Genomic DNA, 26,222 nt, shown 5'->3' on the forward strand with positions numbered 1-26,222 from the left:
TGTTCATGTGAGGGCCGTCTGGACGGGGGTCACCGACCCCAGGGTGACCAGCAGACCGCGGCCGGGTGGGCCGCCGACCGCGCCGCGGGGGAGCCGGATCGTGAAGAGGTCGCCGTCGGCGGGGCTCTGCGCCGCCAGCAGCAGACCCGTGCGGGCCTTGCGGGCCTCGGCGGCGAAGCCGCGGTAGGCGGTCGTCAGGTCGCCGGTGGCGCCCCCGATGATCAGGCCGTGCTCGCCGTCGCGGCCGGTCCGGAGCACCTGCTCCAGGGCGGCGCCGAGAGGACTGTCAGCGGAGATCAACTCGGCGTCGTCGACGATCACCACATAGCGCTCCTGCCCCGCCAGGGCTCCGGTCAGATCGCCGTCCGCGTCGAGCACGGCCAGCACCCCCGGGGTGTCCGCCATCGCGCGCAGCGGGCTGCGCCGGGGCGTGACCAGGACCACCGGCGTGCCCCGGGCCAGCAGGGAGTGGGCGGCGGTCAGCAGGGCCGAGGAGCGGCCGGACCTGGGCGGGCCGGCCACGACCGCACCGGGCCCGTGGGCGAGCAGGTCGACGCCGAGCGGGGCCAGCGAGTCGCCTCCGGCGCCGAGCAGCGCCCACAGGGGCGAGGGGGGCGTGAAGGAGGGGGACAGCTCCAGCGCCTGCGCCGCGGTGATCCGCATCGGCAGCGCGTCCACCCGCAGGGGCGGCTCGGAGTCCCAGACCCAGCCGCCGGGCCCCGCCGCACCCACGTCCCCGGGGAAACGGGCCGGCACCGCACGGGTCAGCGCCTGGAGCGCACCGACCTGGGCCGGGCCGGAGGGGTCGTCGCAGAGCAGGGAGATCTGGCTCTCGACGATGCCGTGCTCGCCGGTCGCCAGGGCGCGGCCGGGGGCGAGCGTGGCGGGCAGGTCCTTGACGGGCAGCCCTGCCAGACCGTAGTCGGCGGGGTCGGCCAGCCGCATGATCAACCGGTCGTCGAAGACCGTGGAGATCTGCCCGATCAGAGCCGACCGGTCGCCCGTCACCACGGCGCGCAGCCCGACCGCCGGACCCTCCCGGAGCAGCTGCATCAACGACTCGATCAGCCGCCCGTAGTCGTAGCCCTCGAACGCGGCGACGAACCCCTCCCACCGGTCGAGCATCAGCACCAGCCAGGGCAGCCGCAGCCCTCCGGGGACGGCGCGCAGCTCGGCCAGCGAGGCGTATCCGGCCTCTGCGAGCAGTTGCTGGCGCCGCCCGATCTCGGTGCGCAGGCGGGTCAGCAGCCGCTCCACCCGGTCGAGCTGGTCGCGGGTCACCACCGCCCCGCAGTGCGGCAGCGCCATCAGCGGCAGCAGCGCCCCCGAGCCGCAGTCGATCGCGTGCACGTGCACGTCCCCGGGGGACGCTCCCGCCGCGATCGCCCCCGCCAGCGTGCGCAGCGCGGTGGACCGTCCGCTCCGTGAGGCGCCCGCGAGCAGCAGGTGCCCGCCGTGCGCGATGTCCAGCGCCAGCGCCCGCCGGTCCTGCGCCCAGGGCAGGTCCGTCACCCCGAACACCAGTGGCGGCACCTCCTCGGCCCCGGCCCGGTACGGCGGCGCGCCACCGGGCACGCCGGTGAGTCCGGGAGCGACCACGAGGTCGCCCAGCGGCGCGAGCCAGGGGCTGGGCTGTTCCGGCACCCCGGCGATGCGGGCGGCGTCGACCAGGGCGTCGGCGAGGATGGACAGGTCGGTGACGTGTGCCCCCTCGGCGGCCGCCTCGGGCGCGAGCGGCGGCTGCCCCAGGGCCCGCCAGCCGACCTCCGTCACCCGTGCCCTGACGCTGGTGAGGCTCCCCGGGCTCCGTCCGCCGATCCGGGCCGTCTGCACGGCCGCCGCCGCACCCGCGCCCGACTTCACATAGCACCGGCCGGGAGCGGACTTGGGGATGTGCGAGGCCTCCGGACGGCCGATGACGTCGGTGGATTCGGCCGCCTCCGTCACCCGCAGCGCGATCCGCAGCGAGGTGTTCGCCTGGATGTCGGCGGTGACCACGCCGCCGGGCCGCTGGGTGGCCAGGATGAGGTGGATGCCGAGCGAGCGGCCCCGCCTGGCGATGTCCACCAGCCCGGTCATGAAGTCGGGCAGCTCGCTGACCATGGCCGCGAACTCGTCGATGACCAACACCAGCCGGGGCAGCGCCGCGGGCGGCTCGGCGCGCCCCCGCAGGGGTCTGGCCGGTGCCCTGCCGCCGGCGACGAGGAGGTCGCGGGAGGCGCGGGCCGTCTGCGCGTCACGGAGCTCGTGGTAGTCCTCGATGTCCTTCGCCCCGGCGGCCAGCAGCAGCCGTTCCCGGCGGCGGATCTCGGCGGCCAGGGAGGCCAGAGCCCGCTGCGTCAGGTGGCCGTCCAGGTCGCTGACCATGCCGACCGTGTGCGGGAGCCGTACGCACTCCTTGAAGGCGGCCCCGCCCTTGTAGTCGATCAGCACGAACGTCATCTCGTCCGGCCGGTTGGCCACGGCGAGCGAGCAGATCAGGGTCTGCAGCAGCTCCGACTTGCCCGCGCCCGTGGTGCCCGCGATGAGCGCGTGCGGGCCGTCCACGCGCAGGTCGACGGAGAAGGGGCCGTCGGGGCCGACCCCGATCACGGCCTTGGTGGTGCGGCCCCAGCGCCCGGCCAGGGCCGCACCCGAAACCGAGGGCAGCTCCAGCAACTCCAGCAGCCGTGCGGAGGAGGGCAGGGCGAGGCTCGCGTCGTCCCTGCTCACGTCGCGGATCGGGGCCAGGGAGCGGGCGAGCCGGTCGCACCAGGTGGCCGAGACCTGGTCGGCGAGGATCTCGCCGAGGTCGTCCAGGCCGCCGCCGCGCAGCCGCAGGCGGCCGTCGCCGGTCACGTCGGCGACGGTGGCGCACTCCTCGGGCAGCAGCCGCTGGTCGTCGTCGATGGCCAGGGTGTAGACGCCGGCCCGGGGGCCCTGGCGGAGCACCTGCGGCATGCCGGGCAGCGCGCGCAGGACCTGGGCGCCGTCCAGGACGACCAGCACGTCGTAAGGGCGCTCGTCGTAGACCGGGGCGGGCTCCGCCTGCTCCGGGCTGCCGCCGAGGTCGCCCCAGCCGGTCGGGATGCGGCCCAGCTTGATCAACGGACTGTCCTCCTCGCCGAGCCGTCCGTCGATCAGCGTGGTCAGCTCGCTCACCCGGCGGGCGGCGGCCTCCGGGTCGGCCCCGACCAGCGCCACGCAGTCCTCGCCGCCGTGCGGGGCGCAGTGCGGCAGCCAGCGGACCCAGTTCCAGCGCTCGCTTCCGTCGCCGTGCGCGCTGAGCACCACGATCGCCAGGTCGCGCGGGCTGTGCAGGGCGGCGGCCTGGCCGACCAGCCAGCGGGCCAGCCCGGCCGTCGTCTGCCGTGGCCCGGTCAGGCCGGCGACGCCCAGGCGGCGCATCGCCAGCGCCACCGGCACCGCGTGGCAGTCGGGAGGGTCGGGCAGCGGGGTGTCGGCCGCGGCGGAGCGTTCCGGGGTGAACTCGATGCCGGCGGGGAGGTCGGCGAGACCGACCCGCAGGCGGAGCGCGTCGGGGTCGTGGTCGCGGCGTTCCCACAGCCGCCGGCGGGGGCCGGTCGCGGTGAGCAGCAGCTCGGCGGGGTCGGGGGCGGCGGCCCGGCGCTCGGCCTCGTCGGCGGCGCGGGCCTCCTCCACGGCGGCCTCGAAGGACTTCAGCCGTTCCTTGTACTGCTTGACCTGCTGGCGGTACTGCTTGCGGCCGTGCCGCCGGTCGCTCCACCACTGGCCGAACATGATCAATGGAGTCATCAGGGCGATCAGCAGGTAGTACCAGACATGGAGCGCCCATGCCATGGCCAGCCCCAGCGCGGCGGGCAGGAACGCGGTCAGCAGCTGAAGCCGCATGGTCTCGGCGCGCTTCGGCTCGGCCGGGACCTCGAACCGCCGCCCGCTGCCCGGGGCGCGGAGCCGGGGTGGCCGGTTGTAGGCGAGCCCCCCGTCGGGCTGAGCGTCCAGGTGCGCGTCGGGGGGCTCCACGGTCTTCAGGGTCAGCACGGTCGCGCCGCAGGTCAGCACGGCGTGCTCGGGCCACGGTGCGGGTCCTTCGAGGGGCTCGCGGTCCAGGAGGGGGCCGGCTTCCGCCACGGGCTCCACGGTGATGGCGTCGGGGGTGAGCCTGATCACGGCGGCCTGGCCGGGCAGCCGGCCGTCCGGGACGGCCACCGCGCAGGCGGGGTCGGAGCCGACGGTGTGGACGCCCAGGCTGAGGCGGTGCACGGACCCGGCGGCGGGCCCGCCGACCACCCGGACCTCCACGATGCCGCCGGGCTCCTCGGCCACCGTCGCCCCGGCCAGGTCACGGTCGAGGGTGACGAGGTCGCCGTCGCGGAGCAGGCCGAGCGCGGGGGCGCCGGGATCCAGGGGGCGGCCGTCCAGCCAGAGCGTCGGGGGGGTGGCGCCGGGGGAGTCGTGGCCCAGCCCGTAGGGGGCCTTGCTCCGTGTCAGCCGCACCACGTTGGTCGGTCGCTCGCCACCCTGCCCGGCCAGCGACTCGGCAAGCCGCGCCACCGTGGTCGTCTCGTCGCCCTCGACCACGACATCGCGGTCGGCGTGCTCGCTGAGCACGGTGAGCATGATCCGCATCGCCGCTCTCCTCGGGTCGACCCGGATCCAAGGTACAGAGTGGGAACGGTCCAGGAGGAGCTGTTTGCGGCAATGCCATGGGCGGGAGCAGGTGTGTGGAAAACATGTCAACCTGTGGACAACTATCGGGCGATGTTGACCGGTTATGTCGTTCTTAATGGGCTTTTGTGGATGTAGGGCTCCGAAGAAGCACGTCCGGAGCTGTGGAAAACTCGGCAGGACCCCGTCGTTTTCCGTCGCCCCCGGGGCATGGCCTGGAACGCGGCGGTCCTCCCCGGCGTCCGCCGGGCGTCCGCGCCGGTCACGGAGGCGACCTCGGCCGCCTCTCCGGATTCCCGGCCGCCGCGTCCGGTGCCGTGGTGACCGAATCCCCGGCGGAGAAGCCGGATACGTACGGCTTCATGCACGATCAGACTGGATGGTCATGACATAGCGGTTTTCCCGGTCCGAACAGGGGCGGAGCGACCGGAGGCATGCCGCCTTCCGGTGGCGAGGTGAAGGGAATGCGGCATCCGGCGGAATGGTGTGTGTAAATATTGGTGGGGTTGTTACTCAAGTTAATCTGGACCCTTATCACCCGGATAAGTCTCCTGTCACCTATCCGGGCCGCCAGTTTCCTCTCCACCCACGTTGACAGACCTGTTCCTATCAAACGAGCATGGGTCCTGGCTTTTGTCCGGCAGTTCATCGGCACGGTGCGCATAATGGCGTAAATTCAACCAGTAGTCCCTATATTTGTGATCACTCTGGGAGACCCCCTGCCCATGAGGACCAGCGAGAAGCCAGCAGGCCGTCCGCCGGTGAACGCCGAGCGGCAAGGCTCGGCGGGCGCCCTTTCCGGACCGGCCTCGCGCAAACTCCCCGTCCCCCCACGCGAGCGCAGGCCCGCGCTCGCTGCTCTCGCCCTGCTGCTCATCCTGGGCGGCGCCCTCGCCACCACACTGCTGGTCCTGCGCAGCGGAGACCGGGTCTCGGCGATCCAGATCACCCAGCAGGTCGGCACCGGCCAGCGCATTCCCCTGGCCGCGATGCAGGAGGTCCAGATCGCCGACACCGGCATCGGCTACGTCTCCTATGCCGACCGTCCCCGCGTCGCGGAAAACTACGCCCGCGTCACTTTGCTGCCCGGAACCCTCCTGACCAGGGAGATGGTCGTCTCCTCAAGCGCGGAGCTGGGTCCGGGCAAGGCACGGGTGGGTCTGGCCCTCAAACCCGGCCAGCTCCCCTCGGGGCTGGCTCAGGGCGACCGGGTCCAGGTCATCCACGTGCCGGGGCGGGGCGGGGCCGCCGACGCCCAGGGCCGCGTGCTCGCGCAGGCCGCGCTCGTCCAAAGCGTCGGGACCTCGGGGAGGAACGGCCCGTCCGGCCAGGTGACGATCATCGTGGACGCCACGGTGTCGCCGACGATCACCGCCTACGCCTCCAACGGCGAGATCGCCCTGGCCGAGCTTCCGGGAGCGCGCTGACGTGGCCCTCATCGTGCTGGCCGCAGACAAGGGGGCGCCGGGTGTGACCACGGCGGCCACCGCACTCGGCGCGATCTGGCCGCGCCCGGTGCTGCTCGCCGAGTGCGACCCGGCCGGAGGGGACATCGCCTACCGCCTCCCCGCCGCCGACGGCGGCGTGCTCAACCCCGCCCGCGGCCTGCTCACCCTGGGCGCCATGGCCCGCCGCGGCCTGCAGCCCGACCAGATCCACGAGCACACCCAGAAGATCGTGGGAGGTCTCGACGTGCTGGCCGGGCTGACCCACGGCGAACAGGCCGCCGGACTCACCTGGCTGTGGAGCCCGCTGGGCCGGGCACTGGCCGCGATGCCCCATGCCGACGTGCTGGCCGACTGCGGCCGGCTCGGCGCGCACCCCGAGCAGGCCGAGTTGACGGCCGAGGCCGCGATGGTGGTGCTGTTCACCAGGGCGAGCCTGGACCACGTCGCCCACCTGCGAGAACGCCTGCAGATCATGCCCCGGACCCCGCAGGTCGGGGTGGTGGTGATCGCCGACCCCCGGCAGTACCGCACGACGATCGACGAGGTCCGCCGGATCGTCGCCACCACGGGCCGGGAGGTCGCCTTCGTGAGCGGGCTCGCCCACGACCCCAAGGGCGCGGAGCTGCTGCGCGGCCAGTGGGGCGGACGCCTGGACCGCTCCCTGCTGATCCGCACCGCCCGGGAGCTCGCGGGCCGCCTGGCCGCCCAGATCCGCGCCCCGGAGCCCGCCGCATGACCATCGACCACACGCTGGTGAAGCGTTTCCGGCAGGAGGTCGGCGACCGGCTGGCCCACCAGCGCCGCCTGGACCAGGCCAGCGGCCTGGTGCCGATGAGCGGCGAGGACGAGCGCCAGTTCGCCCGCGCGCTGATCGCGCAGGTCCTGGAGGAGTTCGCGCGCGGCGAGATCGGTGTCGGCCGGACTCCCCCCACGGCGGAGGAGGAGGAGGGGCTCGCCGCCGGGATCCACGCGGCGCTGTTCGGCGTCGGCCGCCTGCAGCCGCTGCTGGACGACCCCGAGGTCGAGAACATCGACATCAACGGCTGTGACCGGGTCTTCGTCGGCTACGCCGACGGCCAGGAGATCATGCGTGAGCCGGTGGCCGAGTCCGACGAGGAGCTGGTCGAGCTGATCCAGATCCTCGCCGCCTACAGCGGCCTGTCCAGCAGGCCGTTCGACACCGCCAACCCCCAGCTCGACCTGCGCCTGCCGGACGGCTCCCGGCTCTCGGCGGTGATGGACGTGACGATCCGCCCGTCCATCTCCATCCGCCGTTCCCGGCTGGGCAAGGTCTTCCTCAGCGACCTGGTGGGAAACGGCACGCTCACCGCCGAGCTGGGCCGTTTCCTCTCGGCCGCCGTGGCGGCCAGGAAGAACATCATGATCTCCGGCTCCACCAACGCGGGGAAGACCACCCTGCTGCGCGCGCTGGCCAACGAGATCCCGCCGTCCGAACGGCTGATCACCGTGGAACGCGCGCTGGAGCTCGGCCTCGACCAGTTCTCCGAGCTCCACCCCAACGTGGTGGCCTTCGAGCAGAGGCTGCCCAACTCCGAGGGCCAGGGCGAGATCACCATGGCCGAGCTGGTCCGCCGCTCGCTGCGGATGAACCCGTCCCGGGTGATCGTCGGTGAGGTGCTCGGCGACGAGATCGTCACCATGCTCAACGCGATGACCCAGGGCAACGACGGCTCGCTCTCCACCATCCACGCCAACTCCTCGATGGAGGTCTTCAACCGCATCGCCACCTACGCCCTCCAGGCCACCGAACGCCTGCCGATCGACGCGACCCACATGCTCATCGCGGGCGCGATCGACTTCGTGGTCTTCATCGAGAAGCGCAACGAGTACGCCGCGGGCGGGAGGCTGCGACGCTTCGTGTCGAGCGTGCGCGAGGTGGCGGGCGTGGACGGCCGGGTGCTCTCCTCGGAGGTGTTCGCGCTCTCCCCCGACGGCCGGGTGCTGCCGCACGCCCCCCTGTCCTGCATGGAGGAGCTCGCCCACCACGGCTACGACCCGGGGGGCTGGTCATGACCGCTGTCCCGCCCGGGCTGTTCGACCCGCTGACGCTGCTGGCCGGGGCGGCGGTCGGCGCCGGGCTGTTCCTGCTCGCCCTCTCCCTGTACGGCACGCGCCCCCGGCCCTCCGCCCCGGGGAAGAAGGCCGGCAGGCGCGAGTTCGTCCGGGCCCTGTCCACCCGGTTCGCGGCAGGTGCCGTCGCCGGCCTGCTCGTGCTGGTGGTGACCGGCTGGCCGGTCATGGCGGTGGGGGCCGTGCTCCTGGCCCTGGGATGGCGGGGGCTGTCCGGCGGTGCCGCCGAGGAGCGCACGGCGATGCGACGGCTGGAGGGGCTGGCCGCCTGGACCGAGTCGCTCCGCGACACCATCGCCGGAGCCGCGGGCCTGGAGCAGGCGATCCCGTCCTCGATCCGGGCGGCGGCGCCCATGCTCCGCCCGCACCTGCTCGCGCTGGTGGACCGCCTGCACACCCGGATGCCGCTGCCCGACGCGCTCCGGCTGTTCGCCGAGGAGCTCGACGACCCCTCGGCCGACCTGGTCGTGGCCGCGCTGATCCTCAACTCCAAGCTTCGCGGCCCCGGCCTGCGCGAGGTGCTGGGCGCACTCGCCGTCTCCGCCCGCGAAGAGCTCGACATGCGCCGCCGGGTCGAGGCCGAGCGCCGCTCCACGCGGCGCAGCGTGCAGATCGTGGTCGGTACGGCCATCGCCTTCGCCGTCTCGCTGGTGGTGTTCAACCCCTCCTACGTCCAGGAGTACGACAGCACCCTCGGCCAGGCCGTTCTCGTGGTGGTCGCCGGGTTCTTCGGCGCCGGCTTCGCCTGGATGCGCCGCCTGGCCCGTTTCGACAAGCCCGCCCGCCTGCTGGGCCTGCCCTCCGGAGGCGAGGTGCGCGATGACTGAACCGCTGCTCGCGGGGGCGGTGCTCGGAGTGGGCCTGTTCCTGCTGATCCGGGCGCTGTTCCCGGCCCGGCCGGGACTGGTGACGCGGCTGCTGGCACTCGACGCGGCCAGGGAGGGCACGGCCGCCCCGCGCATGCAGCTCATCCTGCCCGACGAGGAGGTCAGCTCCTTCCGGCGGGGGCTGGGCGTGCGGCTGGCGCGTTTCTACGCCGCCCGGGGCTGGGAGGCCCACTCAGCGAAGGCGGACCTGGCCCTGCTCGGCAAGTCGTTCGAGGGGTTCCTGGCCACCAAGATGCTGCTGGCCGCCTCCGGGCTGCTGGCGTTCCCGCTGCTGGTCGGCTGGCTGCTGCTGATGGAGCTGGGCATCTCGCTCACCATCCCGCTGTGGGCCGCCCTCGCCGTCGCCGGAGTCTTCTTCGTCCTGCCCGACCTGCAGATCAAACGGGACGCCGCCCGGATGCGCCGTGACTTCCGGCACGTCGTCGGAGCCTTCCTGGACCTCGTCGCGATGAACCTGGCGGGCGGGCGCGGTGTGCCGGAGGCGCTGATGATGGCGGTCTCGGTGGGCACCCCGGACGCCGGCGACGAGGGGGTCAACTGGGCGATGACCCGGATCCGTGAGGCGCTCGGCAACGCCCGGATCGTCGGCATCACCCCCTGGCAGGCCCTCGGGCAGCTCGGCGACGAGATCAATGTGGACGAGCTGCGTGACCTGTCCGCCGCGCTCGGGCTGGTCGCCGACGACGGCGCCAAGGTCCGTGCCTCTCTTACCGCCCGCGCGGCGACCCTGCGCCGCCGTGAACTCGCCGAAGTGGAGGGACAGGCGGGTGAGCGCTCCCAGTCGATGCTCGTCGCCCAGCTCCTGCTCTGCGCCGGCTTCGTGATCTTTCTGAGTTTTCCGGCCGCTATGAAGATGGTGGGGTTCTGACCATGTTGAGCCATCCGTGGATCGTCTACACGACCGCACTCCTGAGAGTACGGATCGACAAGGCGCGCAACGCCCCCACCCGGGGGGCCTCGGCCGTCGAGTGGGTCATCATCACGGCCATCATCGCCGGGGTCGCGCTCGGTCTCGCCACGCTCATCAGGACCCTGGTCCAGAACCAGCAGACCGAGATCTCCAACCAGTTCGGCGGCGGCGGCGGTGGTGGTGGCGGTGGCGGTGGCGGTGGCACCGGAGGTGACCAGGGTGACGGCTGACCGCCGTGACCGGCAGCGGGGCGCCGCCGTCATCGAGCTAGCGATGATCATGCCGGTGGTGCTGGCCGTCATCCTGCTCGTCGTGCAGTTCGCCCTCTGGTTCCACGGACGGCAGGTGACCGACGCCGCCGCCAGGGAAGGGGCCCGGCTCGCCCGGGTCGACACCGACTCCTGGGAGAGCGACGCCACGGCACGGGCCGACGAGGTGCTCAAGGCCGTCGGCCCGAAGCTCCTCGACGGCGCCACCGTCACGGCCTGGGAGGAGGGCGACCAGCGAGGCGTCGAGATCACCGCGACGGCGGTCCAGGTCGTCCCGCTGCTGCCGTCCACGACGTTCACCATCACCTCACGGTTCGGCGGCCCGATCGAGTGCTTCCGCCCCGACGACGGGAGCGAGGGATGCCCGTGACCTTCCCGGCCTGCTCCGGTGGTGAGCGCGGGTCGCTGACGGCCGAGACGGTGCTGCTGGCCCCGGTCTTCCTGCTGTTCCTGCTCTTCCTGGTGGGCGCCGGCCGGGTGGTGGAGGCCCAGGGCGAGGTCAACGGCGCGGCCAGGGACGCCGCCAGGGCCGCCTCGGTCGAGCGCGCCATGTCCGACGCCGAGGCCGCCGCCGAAGCGGCCGCCAGGGAGTCGCTGTCGGGCGACTGCGAGCCCGAGGTGAGCCTGGCCGGTTCGAAATGGGAGGAGGGCGGCCAGGTCAGGGCCGAGGTGACCTGCTCGCTGAACCTGGACTTCCTCGGGTTCGGCGCCGCCAAGGACATGAAGGGCGACTCGGTGGTCCCGCTGGAGCAGTACCGGAGGGTCGAGGAATGAGCCGCGCCGGTGACCGGGGGTCGATGTCGGTCTTCACGGTGATCTTCTCAGTGGCGGTCTTCCTGCTGGCCGGGCTCCTGGTCGACGGCGGGGCCGCCATCAACGCCCGGCTGCGGGCGGCCGACATCGCCGAGCAGGCGGCCCGGTCGGCCGCCGACCAGATCGACGAGGAGCACCTGCGCGCCACCGGCCAGGCCCGCCTGCTGGACGAGGGCACCGCCTGTGGCAAGGCCGAGGAGATCGTCTCGGCCCACACCGTCGACGAGGTCCAACTCGCCCAGTGCACGGCGGGCGGGGGCCAGGCCGAGGTCACCGTACGGGTCTCGGTGGCGTGGAAGGCGTTCTTCCTCGCCGCCTTCGGCTTCCCCGGTTCCGAGATGGAGGCCGAGGCCACCGCCGGTCCGGACATCGGGGAGGACGTCTGACAGCCGCTGGAGGGACGGGCCGTGCCGAACGCCCCAGACCAATTGCCGCGAAGCGCTGGCCGAGCGGGTGAAGGACGACGAATCTGGACGGGAAGGGAGACCCATGCCCACGCGACAGCCCATGCGCATCAGGCCCAGACGCACCGCCGGTGACCTGCTCGCCGGGCTCGGTGCGCTGGTGGCGCTGCTCGGGCTCCTCGGCGGGGTCCCCTATGCCCTGCTCCGGCTGGCCGGGCCGCCGATCCCGCCGGAACTGCTCGACATCGACCTGCTGACCAGCCAGGTCGGCACGGGCACGATCGTCGCGATCCTCGTCCTGCTGGTCTGGCTGGCGTGGCTGCAGCTCGCCGTCTGCGTGGTCGTCGAGGTCTACGCCGGGCTGCGGCGGGTCGGCATGCCGGCCAGGGTGCCGCTGTCCGGGGGCACCCAGATGCTGGCCAACCGGCTGGTCTCCGCGGTGTTGCTGCTGTTCACCGTGTCGGCGGTCGTCGTGCCGATCGCGAGGGCGGGCGGCCTGCCCGCCGATCGCCCGGCCGCCGCCTCCGTCGCGCTGTCCGCACCGATCGCCGAGGAGCGGGCGCCGCTGGTGCCGGTGGAGAAGGCCAAGAAGGTCTACGTGGTGCAGCCGCCACACGGACGGCACCACGAGAGCCTGTGGGAGATCGCCGACAAGTGTCTCGGCGACGGCCGGCGCTATCCGGAGATCTACCGCCTCAACCAGCACAAGGAGCAGCCCGACGGCAGTCGCCTCCACATGGCCGACCTGATCAGGCCCGGCTGGGTCCTGGACATGCCGGCCGACGCCAGGAACGTCCACATCGTCCCGGCCACCCAGCCCCGCGACGCCACTCTCAAGGACCACCCGGACAGGCCGGCCGAGCTCGACGGCCACACTCAGACCTTCACCCCCGGCCGCCTGGACGTTCCGGTGGAGGTCCGGCCGGAGGTCTCCCACCCCGCGGAGCGGAGGTCTCCCCGGGAGACGGTCACCGAACATCCGGGCGGCAACGGCCGGGAGCCGGCCGTGGTCACCGACCCCGCCGCGCAGGACACGGGGCTCGGGATGCTCGACTACCTGGCGGGAGCCTCGCTGGCGGCGGCCGGGCTGCTGGCCGCGCTCGGCCGCAGACGCCGGCAGCAGCTGTGGTACCGGGCGTTCGGGCACCGGATCGTCCGGCCAAGGGACGACGCGGCCCAGGCGGAGCTGGCGCTACGGCTCGGCGCCGACGCTCCGGGCAGCCGGATGCTGGACATCGGGCTGCGCCTCCTCGGCAGATCCCTGGCCGCCCAGAACCGCGTCCCGCCCACGATCTACGCCGCGCACCTGTCCTCGCGGACCCTCGACCTGTGGATCCACCCGCCCGACCTCAACGCCCCCACGCCCTGGGCCGCCCACGACGGCGGCCAGGTGTGGCGGCTGCCGGCCCACGAGGGCCGCATGCTCGACGAGCAGGGGCTCGCCGGGGCGCCCGCGCCGTACCCGGGCCTGGTCTCGCTGGGCTCCAACGACGGGGGGCGGGTGCTCGTCGACCTTGAGGCGGCCCACGGGCTGATCAGCCTGACGGGTGCCCAGAGCACCGCCGCCCTGGCCGCGCTCGCGGTGGAGCTGGCCACCAACCGCTGGTCGGACCGGATGCGCATCACGCTCGTCGGCTTCGGGGAGGAGCTGACCGTGATCGCCCCCGACCGGGTCCGCTACGCGGGCAGCCTGGCCGAGGTGCTGCCCGAACTGGAGGCCGCGGCCGGCGAGCGCGGCCACGGCGGTGACGTGCTCACCGGCCGGATCCACGGCCGCGCCGCCGACCCGATCTGGCCCCCGCACTACGTGCTGTCCGCGGTCGCCCCGAGTGCCGACGAGGGCCGGCGTCTCGCCCTGCTCGCCAGGAAGGGCGTCCGGACGGCCGCCGGCTACGTCGTGGCGGGCGATGTCCCGCACGCCACCTGGAATTGGAAGATCACCGAGGACGGCCGCGCCACCGTGGACGCGCTCGGGTTCGAGGTGGCCGCGCAGCTCCTGCCCCGCCGCCACTACCGGGCGCTGGTCGACCTGTTCAACACCGCCGGACGGCTCGACGGGGAGCCCCTTTCCGACGAGCTGGCACCGGTCACGCAGACGCCCTCGATCGAGGTGCGGATCCTCGGCCCGGTCGAGATCACCGGCCCGTCGCCGATGGAGGAGGGGCGGGCCGCGATCGCCGTCGAGCTCGTCGTCTACCTGGCGACCCACCCGGGTGGCGTCCATCCGGTCGTGCTCGGCGGCATCCTCTGGCCGAGGGGCGTGCAGGCCGTGGTCAGGGACGCCACGATCGCCCGGGTCGTCGCGTGGCTGGGCACCGACAGCGCCGGACGGCCCAACCTCTTCACCGACGAGTCGGGACGGTTGCGTCTCGGACCCGAGGTGCGGACCGACTGGATGCTCTTCCGCGACTTCGTCCGCCGGTCGCACGTGGACGCCCCGCTGCGCGCCGTACTTCTGGAGAAGGCCCTGAACCTGGTGCGCGGCCCGCTGCTGAACGGCCGGCCGCGCGGCCGTTACGCCTGGCTGGCCGCCGACGACCTGGAGTACGACGTGAACGCCGGGGTCGCGGACGCCGCCCACCGGCTCTGCGAGGTGCGGCTGGCCAACAACGAGGCCTCCCAGGCCGTCGCGGCGGTGCGAGCCGGGCTGCTGCTGGCCGGAGACGACGAGGGGCTCTGGCGGGATCTGCTCCGCGCCACCCACCTCACCGGCGACCCCGGCCGCATGCGTGCCGTGGTCGAGGCTCTGCACCGTCGCCCCGGCCATGCCGACGGGGGTGGGATGGCGCCGGAGACGGAGGCGCTCGTCGACGAGCTGCTGCCCTCGTGGCGGATGCGATCGGCGCCGACGGCATGAGCGGGGCGACAGGCCGGGCGCCCATGGCAGGCAGGGGGGCGGGCGGCGGGCCGGGAAGGCACGGAACCATGCCGGTCCGCGCGTGCCGATGGCTCCGTGCGCCGAGTGTCCCCGGCGTGGCGGCCGTGCGGGTGGTGACCGCGCTGACCCTGCTGGTCTCCGTGGGCTGTTCCGCGCCGGCGCCCAGGCCGTTCACCCCCTCCGACCTCCCGGCCGGTGATCCGGGCGCGTCGGGGCAGGCCGTGGTCGCTCCTACGGGGCCGGCGGGTCCGAGGACGGAGACGGTCCGGGTCGCGCCCGGCGTCCGGGTGGTGGTCGAGTGGCCCGTCACGGCCGACCAGGACATCACGGGGATGATCGAGGCCCTCCGTGACTACCGGGCCGGATCGTTCAAGTCGGTCCTCACCGGGGGGCAGGACACCGCCTACCTCCAGGTGGTCCAGGACGACGCGAGTTCGGACGCGTACCGGTGGGTCAGGGAGTTCCTGGACCAGCACAGGTCGGTGCGCGGGACCTCCCGGCTGTACGCGCTGAACGTCAGCTCCGTCACCGGCCGTGGAGCGGTGCTGCACGCGTGCGTGGACGAGACGAGGATGCGACTCCTGGACTCGGGGACCGGCAAGGCGGTCCGCCCTCAGCCCGCCTGGACCAGGAAGCCCTTCTTCCAGCTCGTCGGGCTGCGGCGGGGCGACGACGGGGTCTGGCGGATCAAATTACTCCAACATGCCGAACTTCCCAGTGAACCCGCGAAGGGATGTGTTCGATGATCATGAATGTGGTCGTTGCGGGGTTGATGTTGCTCGCCTCGGATCCGGGTGGTGGCGGTGGCGGCCAAGACGTCCAGGTCCAGAGCAGTCAGGACGGGAGGACGTCCAGGCTCAGCCTGAAGAACTCCCAGATCGTCATCAGCGGGGACGGCGCGGGAGGGAAGAGCGACGGCTATCGGCTCAAACGTCCCTGCTGGTACGAGCCGGCCCAAGATGCCGAGGGCATGATGGATTTCCAGCAGAAGACGACGCGCGTCGACCCGTATGAGCCGAAGACGCGCTCGGAGACCCTTGAGCCGTTCAAGGAGAAGCTCGGCAAGGAGGGGCGCTGGTGGACGATCGCCCACGACTCGTCCGATCCCAAGGGGCTGAGCTGCCAGATGGCGATGGACACCTACGTGTTCGTGCCGCCCAACACGACCCCCCCGGGCGGGATCACCCTCGCCGAACTCGCCGACATCGCCCGCGCCGCGCTGACTGTGCCCGAGCCGAAGATCAAGCTGAACCCGGACGTCAGGAGCTACGTCAACCTGCCGACCTGGGTCTGGCTCGACAACGCCGGTGAGACCACCAGGTCGGTGACCGCGACGCTGCCCGGGGTCATGAGCGCGACCGTGGTCGCCACCCTGAGCGACCTCACGATCGAATCGGGGACGAGCGACGACCGCGCCGAGGTGAAGGGGGCGGGCTCCGCCCCCGCCAAGACGGGCGACGCCCCCGCCAAGGCGGAGGGCGGCTGCGGGCCGACCGGCACGCCGTACGCCAAGGGCAAGACGTTCACCTGTGGCGTCACCTACCTGCGCGCCTCGGCCGACCAGCCGCGCGACGTCTACACGCTGACCGTCACCTCCGTCTGGAACGTCGCGGTGCAGGACAACGTGGTGCCCGTCGCCTACGACCCCATCCAGGTCGCCGCCACTCGCGACGTCGAGGTGGGCGAGGTGCAGACCACCGTCAGGGGCTCGGAGTGAGCGGTCACAGCGCGAGGGCCGGCGCCAGAGCCTTCTCGTGGGTGAGCAGCCAGCGCTTGACCGGCGTGCCGTAGTAGTAGCCGCCGAAGCCGCCGGTGGACGGCAGGATGCGGTGGCAGGGGACGAACGGCGCGATCAGGTTCTGCGCGCACGCCGACCCCGCCGCCCTGGCCGCCGTCCTCGGCAGCCCCGCCCGCTCGGCGAGCTCGGCGTAGCTGATCGTGGTCCCCGCGGGGACCTCCCGCAGCGCCGTCAGGAGCCGATGCCGGGTGGGCGTTCCCGGCTGCTCCACCTCGACCTTGTCGAGGGCGGCCAGGTCGCCGTCCAGATAGTCCCGTACGGCCTGCGCCGCGTGTCCCAGGTCCTCCACCCGGGTGAGCCCGTGTGCCTGGAGCCGGGGCGAGAGCCGGACGAACATCTCGTGCGGGTCGGCGGTGAAGCCCGCCGCGACGATGGTCCCCTCGTGTGCCAGCAGGGCCAGTGGGCCGGTGGGCGTGGGAAGTGTCTGTGCCTCGATCATTCCGTGCTCCATAGGTGTAGTGCGGCGTAGGCCCGCCAGGGCCGCCACCGCTCGATGTGGTCCTCCGGGATGCCCAGGCACGCCATGGCCCGCCGCAGCCCGAGGTCACCCTCGGGCCACGCGTCCGGGTCACGCAGTGCCCGTAGCGCGATGTAACCGGCCGTCCACCGTCCGATCCCCGAGACCTCCAGCAGGCCGGCCATGGTCTCTCCCGGATCCTGGGCCCCGTCCAGGTCGATCTCCTCGCCCGCCACCTTCGCGGCGAGCGCCTTCAGCGTGGTCACCCGCCGTCCGGTCAGCCCGAGGCCGTCGAGATCGGCCTCCAGGAGCTCGGCGGCGGTGGGGAACAGGTGGGTGAACCCCTCCGCGACGGCGGGGCGGCCGGCGCGGGCGGTGATACGGCCGAGGATGGTGCGGGCGCCGGTGACGGAGATCTGCTGGCCGACCACGGCGCGGACGGCCACCTCGAAGCCGTCCCAGGCTCCGGGGACCCGCAGGCCGGGGCGGGCCGCGATGAGTGGGGCCAGGGACGTCTCCCCGAGGGCGTCGGCGATGGCCTCGGGGTCGGCGTCGAGGTCGAGCAGGCGGCGGCAGCGGGCGACGACACGGGCCAGGTGGCGGGTGTCGTCGAGGCGCACCTCCAGCCGGACGTGGCCGGGCAGCGGGGTGAGGGTGATCGTGCCACCCGGGACGGCGCGGCTGTAGCCCGTCTCGTCGACGTGCTCCAGTCCGGGGATCGCCCGTCCGGCCAGGAACCGCATCAGCGTCTGCGCGTCGTACGGCTCGCGCCGGTGCAGCCGGAGCGTCAGCGAGCTGTCGGTGACGGCCCGGCCCGCCGTGGCCCGCAGCTCGCCGGGGGTGAAGCCGTAGGTCTCCTTCATGGTCGCGTTGAACTGCCGCACGCTGCCGAACCCCGACGCGAACGCCACGTCGGTGATCGGTAGCCCGGTCTCCGTCAGCAGCTGCTTGGCCAGCAGCAGCCGCTTCGTCCGGGCCACGGCCAGCGGTCCGACGCCGATCTCGGCGGTGAACAGCCGGTGCAGGTGCCGCTCGGTGATGTGCAGCCGCGAGGCCAGCTTCGCGACGCCCCCGTCGTCGGCCACTCCCTCGTCGATCAGCCGGAGTGACCGGCCGATCAGGTCGCCCCGGTAGTCCCAGCCGGGGTCTCCGGGGCTGAGCTCCGGACGGCACCGCTTGCAGGGCCGGAAGCCGGCGGCCTCGGCGGAGGCCGCATGGCGGTAGAAGCGCACGTTGCGGGAGGCGGGTGTGCGTGCCGGGCAGATCGGGCGGCAGTAGATGCGTGTGGAGGTGACCGCCGTGTAGAACCGCCCGTCGAACCGGGCGTCCCGGGCGGCCACCGCGCGGTAGCAGGAATTGAAGTCAAGCTTTTCGACGGACACATCAACGACGTTATCCCCAGCACAAGGTGTACGGCTGGCGGGAATCGGACATGAGCGTCAGGTGGGGCGTCACTTGGAGGAGACGCCGACTCCGATCTCGAACTCGCGGTAGACGCGGGCCCAGAAGCCGTCGCGGAGCCAGACCCGGGCCTCGGGGTACGGGCGCAGGGAGTGGCCGAGCTCCTTCTCCGCCTCGATGAGGAGCTCGGTGTCGATGACGGTGGGGAGGATCGGGCCGGGCAGCAGGTCGCGGATGTTGTCGCGGCCACGGGTGAGGATCCACTTCTGCGCCACGTGCTCGCCGACCTCCTCGACCCGGGGGCGGCTGGGGCCGAGCTTGGCGACCTGGCCGGTCGGCGCCTTGGGCTTGGCCGCGGCGGTGCGGGCGGCGAAGACCTGCGCGGGAGAGGGCGCGGCCGGGGTCACGGGGACCGTGACGGGGACGGGGGCGCGGCTGAAGTAGGAGCGCAGGAAGTCGGCGGTGATGATCTCGACGGTGTCGGACTCCCAGACCAGGCGCTCGGCCTGGTTGGTGCCGTACGGGGGCTCGACGCCCCACAGGTGGATCCGCACACCGTAGGCCTGGGCGGCCTCGACGGCGGGGACCATGTCCTCGTCCCCGGCCAGCAGGATCGTGTCGCTCACCGCGTGGTGCCTGGCGAGCGCCTCCAGATCACTTCTGATCTGCGCGTCCACGCCCTTCTGCTGGCCCCGTGCGTTGAGGTTGCCCAGGCGCACCTTGACCCAGGGGAGCTGGGCGATGACACGCTGGTCCACGGTCGGCACCCGGTCGCGGGCGGCGTCGTACCAGTAAATCCTCAGCAGCTCGCCGTGAATGCGGGCCTCCGCGTGTTTCTGCAGCGCCTGGATGAGTTCGTCGGCCGCGACGCGGTAGTCCTTGCGCTCTTTGGCACCGAGAAGCACTTCGCCCGCTGCCGCGTACAGATACCCCACGTCCACCAAGACTGCGTACTTCGCGGCAACGGGATGGGAGGTGAGGTCCAGGATGGTCATGTCGTCCTCCAGGCCTCGGAACTAGCTGATCGGCTGACTATATGCGCCCATTTCTTAGATAGTCCCAACTCTTGCGCAAGTTGACACCCCGTTCCCGGGATCTATCTCGGCAGGCCACTCGATCTCCAAGCGCCTTGTCCAGAGGGAAGAGGTTTTCGCATGTGATGTGAGGGATTACGCCAATTTTCGGATTTCTGGATGGCTTTCGCCGCAGAGGTTCCGCGCGACGCCAGCGCGATCACCAGCGCGGCGATCTCCTCCGGCGTCGCGTCCCCGTGGACGATCTTCAGGTGCGTCATAGCGGGATGTTCCCATGCTTCTTCGGAGGCAGGCTCGCACGCTTGTTGCGCAGGGCTCGCAGCGCCCTGACGATCTGGACACGGGTCTCGGACGGGCGGATCACCCCATCCACATACCCGCGTTCCGCGGCGAGATACGGATTGGCGAGCGTGTCCTCGTACTCGGCGACGAAACGGGCCCGCTCCGCGTCGGGATCGTCGGCGGAGGCGAGCTCGCGCCGGTAGAGGATGTTGACCGCGCCCTGCGCGCCCATCACCGCGATCTGCGCGGTCGGCCAGGCCAGGTTGACGTCCGCGCCCAGGTGCTTGGAGCCCATGACGTCATAGGCCCCGCCGTACGCCTTGCGGGTGATCACCGTGACCAGCGGGACGGTCGCCTCCGCATAGGCGTAGAGCAGCTTGGCGCCGCGGCGGATGATTCCGTTCCATTCCTGGTCGGTGCCGGGCAGAAAACCGGGCACATCAACAAATGTCAGAACGGGAATGTTGAATGCATCGCACGTCCGGACGAATCTCGCGGCTTTCTCCGAGGCCGCGATGTCCAGCGTCCCGGCGAAACTCATCGGCTGGTTGGCCACGATCCCCACGGAGCGGCCTTCCACCCGGCCGAAGCCCACGACGATGTTGGGCGCGAACTGCGCGTGCACCTCAAGGAATTCGCCGTCGTCCAGGACGCGCTCGATCACCGTGTGCATGTCGTACGGCTGGTTGGCCGAATCCGGGATCAGCGTGTCGAGGTCACGGTCCTCCTCGGTGGTCGAAAGGGCCGGGTCGACGTCGAGGACCGGGGCCTCGTCCAGATTGTTGGAGGGCAGGTAGGACAGCAGCGCCCTGGCGAAATCCAGGCAGTCGGCCTCGTCGGCGGCCTCGTAGTGCGCGACACCCGACCGGGAGTTGTGCGTGTGGGCGCCGCCCAGTTCCTCGAACGTCACCTCCTCGCCGGTGACCGTCTTGATGACGTCGGGGCCGGTGATGAACATGTGCGACTTCTCCGACACCATCAGCACGAAGTCGGTGAGGGCGGGGGAGTAGACCGCACCGCCCGCGCACGGGCCCATGACCAGCGAGATCTGCGGGATCACCCCGGAGGAGTGCACGTTCCTCTTGAAGATCTCGGCGTACAGGCCCAGCGAGACGACACCCTCCTGGATGCGCGCCCCGCCGGAGTCGTTGATGCCGACCACCGGGCAGCCGGTCTTCAGAGCGTGGTCCATGACCTTGACGATCTTCTCGCCGAAGACCTCGCCCAGCGATCCGCCGAACACCGTGAAGTCCTGGGAGAACACCGCGACCGGGCGGCCGTCCACCGTGCCGTGGCCGGTCACCACGCCGTCACCGTAGGGGCGCTCGCGCTCCAGGCCGAAACTCGTGGACCGGTGCCTGGCCAGCTCGTCGAACTCCACGAAGCTGCCCTCGTCCAGGAAGGCGAGGACCCGCTCCCTGGCGGTCATCTTGCCCTTGGCGTGCTGCTTCTCCACCGCGCGCGCGGAGCCGGCGTGCGCCGCCTCGTCCAGACGGCGTTCAAGGTCGGCGAGTTTGCCCGCCGTGGTGTGAATATCGATCCCGGCGGCTACCGGTTCAGCGCTCATCGGGTGGTCCACTCCTGTTCACTCACGCGGTTCTCGCCGCGCGGTCCGAGGGTTCGAAGCGCCCTTCCCGGCGGCTCACTCCGCTCGCCGCGCCAGGCTCGCTCCTGCCCATCCCCAGCAGGGTAACCGCCTTCTGACAGGACGAACTATCGGGGGCGGTCGTTCGTTGCCGACGGAGAGGACTCATTCTCAAAAACGTAAATTCTGCCAAAGTGGGTGCTATGACGGACATTGCTGACGCGGTACGCACACGACAGCTGTTCAAGCGATTCGGTCAGCAGGTGGCCGTCGGAGGTGTCGATCTCGTCGTCCCCCGAGGCAGCTTCGCCGGACTGGTCGGTCCGAACGGCGCCGGCAAGACCACCACGCTCAGCATGGTCACCGGCCTGCTCCGCCCGGACGGAGGCGATGTCCTCATCGACGGCCTCGACGTCTGGCGCGACCCGGTCCCGGTGAAGGCCCGCATCGGCGTGCTCCCGGAGGGGCTGCGCCTGTTCGAACGGCTCTCCGGCCGGGAGCTGCTCTCCTACAACGGCCAGCTCCGGGGCATCCCCCGGGCCGAGGTGGAGCAGCGCGCCGAGGGGCTGCTGAAGGTCATGGACCTGGCGGAGTCGGCGGACAAGCTCGTCGTCGACTACTCGACCGGCATGCGCAAGAAGATCGGCCTGGCCGCCGCGCTGCTGCACAACCCCCGGGTGCTCTTCCTGGACGAGCCGTTCGAGGGTGTGGACCCGGTCAGCGCCAACACTCTGGTCGAGGTGCTCCGGCGCTACACCGCCTCCGGCTCGACAGTCGTCTTCTCCAGCCATGTCATGGAGCTCGTCGAACGTCTGTGCGACTGGGTCTCGGTGATGAACCGCGGCCAGATCGTCGCGCAGGGCCCGTTGGACGAGGTCCGCGCGGGGCGCAGCCTCAACGAGGCCTTCCTCGGACTGGTCGGCGCCGGCGCCGACGGCAGCGGCAACGGAGAGGAGGGTCTGTCATGGCTGGGCGCGACTCCGGCGTGAACGCGGGTCAGGATCCCCAGGAGGCCGTCCCCGGCGGCCTCGCCAGGGTGGGACCCGCGCTCTTCGTCCGGCTCAAGCTCCGGCTCATCGCCGGAAACCTGCGCGGCAGCACCCAGCGCCTGCTCGGGTTCGTCTTCACCGTCATCGCCGCGTTCGCCGTCGCGGCCCTCGGGTTCTTCCTGATGGCCATGCTCCGTCTCGCGCCCGCCGACATCGCGACGGACGTCGGAACCGTGCTGTTCACCGCTCTCCTGGTGGGCTGGGCGGTCGTCCCGCTGCTGGCGTTCGGCCTGGACGACACGCTCGACCCGGCGCGGCTGTCGCTGTTCCCGCTGCGGACCGGCCAGCTCGCCACCGGCATGTTCGCCGCCTCGGTCACCGGCGTCTGGCCGATCGCCACGCTGGTCATCACGGCCGGAGCCGTCGTGGGCCTGGCAGGCGGGATCGGCGGGGTCCTGCTGGGCGTCGTCGCGGTGCTGCTGCAGTTCGCGCTCTGCATCGTCACCTCGCGGCTGGTCACCACGGCCCTGTCCGGTGTCCTGCGCACCCGCAGGGGCCGGGATGTGCTCGCCGTCTCGGTGATCTTCTTCATCCTGGCGGCCCAGCTGCCCAACCTGGTGCTCAACGGCAACCTGGTGACCGATCCCGGCGCAGCCCTGCACGGCGTCGCCTCGGTGCTGCGCTGGACCCCGCCCGGCATGGCCGCGCACGCCATCGCCGACGGAGGCCTCGCCGCGGTCGCCGAGCTGGCCTTCCTCGCCGTCCTGGTCACCGTGGTGGGATGGCTCTGGATCGTGGCGCTCCGCCGCGCGCTGGTCTCCACGGACGCCTCCACCGAGGGAGCCTCGGTCCGCAACTCCAAGGGCCTGCTGGCCCGGGTCCTGCCCGACGGGCCGCTCGCCGCCGTCGCCGCCAAGGAGCTCAAGTACGCCCGCCGTGACCCCCGGGGGCGGGTCGGCTGGTTCGCCGCCATCGCCGTCACCGGCATCATGGCCTTCTCCCTGAGCCGCAACGAGGGCGGGATGGGAGGCGTCGCCCTGGCCGTCGCCCCCGCCTGCCTCGGCGGGGTGATGATCGCCCTGCAGTCGTCCAACTCCTTCGGCATCGACGGCCGCTCGCTGTGGATGAACTCCGTGGTCTACGGCACGGGCCGGGACTGGCGGACCGACCTCGCCGGGCGGCACCTGGCCGTCGCGACGATCGCCGTGCCGCTGCTGGCCGTGCTGGCGCTGGTCGCCGCCGTCCTCGCCGGGAACCTGGCCTGGGCCGTCCCGGCCGCGCTCACCGCCTGGGGCACCCTCGGCGTCGGGCTCGGGGTGGGCGCCCTGACGAGCGTGCTCCTGCCGTACACGGTCCCCGACCGGCTCAACGCCTTCACCGGCGCCGCACCCGGTCAGGGCGGCGTCGCCTTCGCGGCCTCCTTCGGGGCGATGATCGGAAGCGGGCTGCTGGCACTGCCGGTCGCACTGCCGGTCCTCCTCGGTCTCACCTGGGTCAGCGCGCTGGCCGTCCCCTACGGCCTGCTGATCTCCTGGGGCGGTCGCCGGATCGCCGGTGACCTCGGGTTCAGCCGCTACACCACGATCCTGGCATCGACCTCCCAGTCGACCTGAATGGTCTAGTCCAATAGGTGAGACCGCTCTCCGCCGGAGAAAACGGACTGGATACGCTGGCAACCATGTCCGCCATCGCGCACCATGAGGCAGAACGTTCTTCCGCCGTCACCGAGATGCCCGACGAGCTACGCGCGGACGTGCGGCTGCTCGGCGAGCTCCTGGGGCAGGTCATCGCCGAGCACGGCGGTGATGACCTGCTCGCTGATGTCGAACGTCTTCGCAAGGCCGTCATCGCGGCACGTCGCGGGAGGATCTCGGTCGACGAGATCACCGCGATGGTCGCCGAATGGCCCATCGACCGGGCGGTCCACATCGCGCGGGCGTTCACCTGCTACTTCCACCTGGCCAACCTGGCCGAGGAGCATTTCCGCATCCGCACGCTCCGGGTCCGCGACACCGGAGAGGAACCGCTGCCCGGGTCCCTGGCACAGGCCGTGCAGGAGCTCGGCGGCGAGCGCGTCGCCGAACTGGTGGGGGGGCTGCGGCTGCACCCGGTGCTGACCGCGCACCCGACCGAGGCCCGCAGGCGCGCGGTGGTCACCGCGATCCAGCGGATCAGCGGCCAGCTCGCCGCCTACGACAGCCCCGAGCGAGGCGCCGCCGAACGGGCCGAGACCCGGCGGCGGCTGCTGGAGGAGATCGACCTGCTCTGGCGGACCTCGCAGCTCAGGTCCACCAAGATCGACCCGTTGGACGAGGTCCGCACCGCCATGGCGGCCTTCGACGAGACCCTGTTCCGGGTGGTGCCGCTGGTCTACCGCTCGCTGGACGCCGCGCTCGGCGAGGGCACCGGCACCCGCGAACCGCTGGCCCGCCCCTTCATCCGCTACGGCAGCTGGATCGGCGGCGACCGCGACGGCAACCCCAACGTCACCGCCAAGGTGACCAGGGACGCCGTGCTCATCCAGGCCGAGCACGTGCTGATCGCCCTGGAGAACGCCACCCACAGGATCGGCCGCACCCTCACCCTGACCTCGGGCTACACCCCGGCCTCGCCGGAGCTGCGGGCCGCACTCGCCGCCGCCGAGAACGACCACCCCGAGCCGGTCTCGGAGATGGCCACGCGTTCCCCGCAGGAGCCGCACCGGCAGTGGCTGCTGTTCGTCGCCACCCGGATCGCGGCCACCCGGCAGCGCGGTCTCGACCTGGCCTACCGCTCACCCTCCGAGCTCCTGGCCGACCTGCGGATCGCCCAGGCGTCGCTGGTCGCAGCCGGGGCGAAGCGGCAGGCGTACGGCGAGCTGCAGCACCTGATCTGGCAGGTGGAGACGTTCGGTTTCCACCTGGCCGAGCTTGAGGTGCGCCAGCACTCGCAGGTCCACGCCGCCGCGCTGGCCGAACTCGCCGCCGGGCGGACCTCCGAGCGCACCGACGAGGTCCTGGCCACCATCCGGACGATCGGCTGGATCCAGGAGCGGTACGGCGCAAGCGCCTGCTCCCGCTACGTCGTCTCCTTCACCCGTTCGGCCGACGACATCGCCGCGGTCTACGCGCTGGCCGGGCACGCGCTCGGCGACAAGGCCCCGCAGCTCGACGTGGTCCCGCTGTTCGAGTCGGGCGCCGACCTGGCAGCCGCCCCCGCCGTGCTGTCGGGGATGCTGGAGATCCCCGGCATCCAGGCCCGCCTCGCCGCGAACGGCCGCCGCCTGGAGGTCATGCTCGGCTACTCCGACTCCGCCAAGGAGCTCGGCCCGGCCGCCGCGACCCTGAAACTGTACGAGGCCCAGGAGGCGCTGGCCGCGTGGGCGGCCGAGCACGACGTCCGGCTGACGCTGTTCCACGGCAGGGGCGGCGCGCTCGGGCGGGGCGGCGGCCCGGCCAACCGGGCGGTGCTCGCCCAGGCACCGGGGTCGGTCGGCGGCAGGTTCAAGGTCACCGAACAGGGCGAGGTCATCTTCGCCCGGTACGGCCACGCCGCCATCGCCCGCCGCCACATCGAGCAGGTCACCTCGGCGGTGCTGCTCGCCTCCACCCCGTCCATCGAGGCCCGTACGGCGGACGCCGCCGGGCGCTTCCGCGCCGTCGCCGAGCAGGTCGCCTCCGCTTCGGAGAAGGCCTACCGGTCGCTGACCGAGGCGCCCGGCTTCCCCGAGTGGTTCTCCCTGGTCAGCCCGTTGGAGGAGATCGGTTCGCTCCGCCTCGGCTCCCGCCCCGCCCGGCGTGGCCTCGGTGCCCCCCGGTCCCTGGACGACCTGCGGGCCATCCCATGGGTGTTCGCCTGGGCCCAGACCCGGGTGAACCTGCCCGGCTGGTACGGCCTGGGCAGCGGCCTGGAGGCGGTGATCTCCGAGTCCGGCCTGGACGAGTTGCGCGCCGCCTACCGCGAGTGGCCGTTGTTCGCCTCGCTGCTGGACAACGTGGAGATGTCGCTGGCCAAGACCGACCGGGAGATCGCGGCCCGCTATCTCGCGCTGGGCGGCCGGGACGACTTCGTCGAGCAGGTCCTGCGCGAGTATGACCGCACCCGGCGCCTGGTGCTGGAGATCACCGGCCACACCCGGCTGCTGGAGAACCGCAAGGTGCTGTCTCGCGCGGTCCAGCTCCGCGATCCCTACGTGGACGCGCTCTCCCACCTGCAGCTCCGCGCGCTGTCGACGCTCCGCGCCGCCGACGGGCTGTCGGAGGAGGAGCGCGAGCGCCTGTCCACGCTGCTGCTGCTGTCGGTCAACGGCGTCGCCGCCGGCCTGCAGAACACCGGTTGATCCGCCTCGCCGGACCTTCCACGCTGAAA

The 26,222-nt window shown here is 72.2% G+C and carries 21 protein-coding genes; 15 read left to right on the plus strand and 6 right to left on the minus strand.

The features are described from left to right. Positions 1–3: 3 nt before the first annotated feature. Positions 4–4,590, minus strand: a complete 4,587-nt coding sequence (locus FHR32_RS20110; protein ID WP_184755699.1) for a type VII secretion EssC family protein — start codon at positions 4,588–4,590, stop codon at positions 4–6. A gap of 764 nt (positions 4,591–5,354) precedes the next feature. Between FHR32_RS20110 and FHR32_RS20115 the strand changes: the two genes are divergently transcribed. The 12 genes from FHR32_RS20115 (at position 5,355) to FHR32_RS20170 (ending at position 16,046) form a co-directional block, all read left to right on the plus strand. Continuing rightward, positions 5,355–6,056, plus strand: coding sequence for a hypothetical protein (locus tag FHR32_RS20115; RefSeq protein ID WP_221465481.1), 702 nt, complete (start codon positions 5,355–5,357; stop codon positions 6,054–6,056). A 1-nt stretch (position 6,057) separates the two neighbouring features. Further along, positions 6,058–6,813 carry a CpaE/TadZ family protein gene (locus FHR32_RS20120; protein WP_184755701.1) on the plus strand — a complete coding sequence of 252 codons (756 nt, stop codon included), beginning with the start codon at positions 6,058–6,060 and terminating at the stop codon, positions 6,811–6,813. Next, positions 6,810–8,111 (plus strand): TadA family conjugal transfer-associated ATPase, encoded by a 1,302-nt coding sequence (locus tag FHR32_RS20125; RefSeq protein ID WP_184755702.1) that lies wholly within the window; start codon positions 6,810–6,812, stop codon positions 8,109–8,111. The genes FHR32_RS20120 and FHR32_RS20125 overlap by 4 nt, the downstream gene beginning before the upstream one ends. Beyond that, the gene (locus FHR32_RS20130) at positions 8,108–8,995 is read left to right on the plus strand and encodes a type II secretion system F family protein (RefSeq protein WP_184755703.1); all 888 of its coding nucleotides are present in this window, start codon (positions 8,108–8,110) and stop codon (positions 8,993–8,995) included. Before FHR32_RS20125 ends, FHR32_RS20130 begins: the two co-directional genes overlap by 4 nt. Then, the gene (locus FHR32_RS20135; protein ID WP_184755704.1) at positions 8,988–9,923 is read left to right on the plus strand and encodes a type II secretion system F family protein; all 936 of its coding nucleotides are present in this window, start codon (positions 8,988–8,990) and stop codon (positions 9,921–9,923) included. Before FHR32_RS20130 ends, FHR32_RS20135 begins: the two co-directional genes overlap by 8 nt. 2 nt (positions 9,924–9,925) lie before the next feature. Then, positions 9,926–10,195, plus strand: coding sequence for a Flp family type IVb pilin (locus FHR32_RS20140; protein ID WP_184755705.1), 270 nt, complete (start codon positions 9,926–9,928; stop codon positions 10,193–10,195). After that, positions 10,185–10,604: a TadE/TadG family type IV pilus assembly protein gene (locus tag FHR32_RS20145; RefSeq protein ID WP_312882498.1), complete on the plus strand. Its 420-nt coding sequence runs from the start codon at positions 10,185–10,187 to the stop codon at positions 10,602–10,604. Before FHR32_RS20140 ends, FHR32_RS20145 begins: the two co-directional genes overlap by 11 nt. After that, on the plus strand, positions 10,595–11,008 hold the full coding sequence (locus FHR32_RS20150; RefSeq protein ID WP_184755707.1) for a TadE/TadG family type IV pilus assembly protein: 414 nt from the start codon (positions 10,595–10,597) through the stop codon (positions 11,006–11,008). Before FHR32_RS20145 ends, FHR32_RS20150 begins: the two co-directional genes overlap by 10 nt. Continuing rightward, positions 11,005–11,433, plus strand: coding sequence for an Rv3654c family TadE-like protein (locus FHR32_RS20155; RefSeq protein ID WP_246466227.1), 429 nt, complete (start codon positions 11,005–11,007; stop codon positions 11,431–11,433). Before FHR32_RS20150 ends, FHR32_RS20155 begins: the two co-directional genes overlap by 4 nt. 103 nt (positions 11,434–11,536) lie before the next feature. After that, on the plus strand, positions 11,537–14,308 hold the full coding sequence (locus FHR32_RS20160) for a bacterial transcriptional activator domain-containing protein (RefSeq protein WP_184755708.1): 2,772 nt from the start codon (positions 11,537–11,539) through the stop codon (positions 14,306–14,308). After that, complete coding sequence (locus FHR32_RS20165) at positions 14,278–15,075, plus strand: hypothetical protein (RefSeq protein WP_184755709.1); 798 nt, start codon at positions 14,278–14,280, stop codon at positions 15,073–15,075. Before FHR32_RS20160 ends, FHR32_RS20165 begins: the two co-directional genes overlap by 31 nt. Next, the gene (locus tag FHR32_RS20170) at positions 15,072–16,046 is read left to right on the plus strand and encodes a hypothetical protein (RefSeq protein ID WP_246466229.1); all 975 of its coding nucleotides are present in this window, start codon (positions 15,072–15,074) and stop codon (positions 16,044–16,046) included. The genes FHR32_RS20165 and FHR32_RS20170 overlap by 4 nt, the downstream gene beginning before the upstream one ends. Before the next feature lie 4 nt (positions 16,047–16,050). Here the strand turns inward: FHR32_RS20170 and FHR32_RS20175 are convergent, their stop codons facing one another. From FHR32_RS20175 to FHR32_RS20195, 5 genes are all read right to left on the minus strand, one after another. Then, positions 16,051–16,566 (minus strand): methylated-DNA--[protein]-cysteine S-methyltransferase, encoded by a 516-nt coding sequence (locus FHR32_RS20175; RefSeq protein ID WP_184755711.1) that lies wholly within the window; start codon positions 16,564–16,566, stop codon positions 16,051–16,053. Then, positions 16,563–17,966, minus strand: coding sequence for an AlkA N-terminal domain-containing protein (locus FHR32_RS20180; RefSeq protein WP_184755712.1), 1,404 nt, complete (start codon positions 17,964–17,966; stop codon positions 16,563–16,565). The genes FHR32_RS20175 and FHR32_RS20180 overlap by 4 nt, the downstream gene beginning before the upstream one ends. A 69-nt stretch (positions 17,967–18,035) precedes the next feature. Beyond that, positions 18,036–18,980, minus strand: coding sequence for an NYN domain-containing protein (locus FHR32_RS20185; RefSeq protein WP_184755713.1), 945 nt, complete (start codon positions 18,978–18,980; stop codon positions 18,036–18,038). Positions 18,981–19,081: 101 nt separating this feature from the next. Further along, complete coding sequence (locus tag FHR32_RS20190; protein ID WP_184755714.1) at positions 19,082–19,279, minus strand: acyl-CoA carboxylase subunit epsilon; 198 nt, start codon at positions 19,277–19,279, stop codon at positions 19,082–19,084. Continuing rightward, entirely contained in the window at positions 19,276–20,868 is a 1,593-nt protein-coding gene (locus FHR32_RS20195; RefSeq protein WP_184755715.1) for an acyl-CoA carboxylase subunit beta, read from the minus strand. The genes FHR32_RS20190 and FHR32_RS20195 overlap by 4 nt, the downstream gene beginning before the upstream one ends. Before the next feature lie 221 nt (positions 20,869–21,089). Here FHR32_RS20195 and FHR32_RS20200 point away from each other — a divergent pair, with 221 nt between their 5' ends. The 3 genes from FHR32_RS20200 to FHR32_RS20210 all read left to right on the plus strand — a co-directional run bounded on the left by FHR32_RS20200 (position 21,090) and on the right by FHR32_RS20210 (position 26,193). Further along, positions 21,090–21,875 carry an ABC transporter ATP-binding protein gene (locus FHR32_RS20200; RefSeq protein WP_184755716.1) on the plus strand — a complete coding sequence of 262 codons (786 nt, stop codon included), beginning with the start codon at positions 21,090–21,092 and terminating at the stop codon, positions 21,873–21,875. Then, entirely contained in the window at positions 21,851–23,488 is a 1,638-nt protein-coding gene (locus tag FHR32_RS20205; protein WP_184755717.1) for a hypothetical protein, read from the plus strand. Before FHR32_RS20200 ends, FHR32_RS20205 begins: the two co-directional genes overlap by 25 nt. A gap of 65 nt (positions 23,489–23,553) precedes the next feature. Beyond that, positions 23,554–26,193, plus strand: coding sequence for a phosphoenolpyruvate carboxylase (locus FHR32_RS20210; protein WP_184755718.1), 2,640 nt, complete (start codon positions 23,554–23,556; stop codon positions 26,191–26,193). Positions 26,194–26,222 lie beyond the last annotated feature (29 nt).

Source organism: Streptosporangium album (assembly GCF_014203795.1).
Lineage (GTDB): Bacteria > Actinomycetota > Actinomycetes > Streptosporangiales > Streptosporangiaceae > Streptosporangium > Streptosporangium album.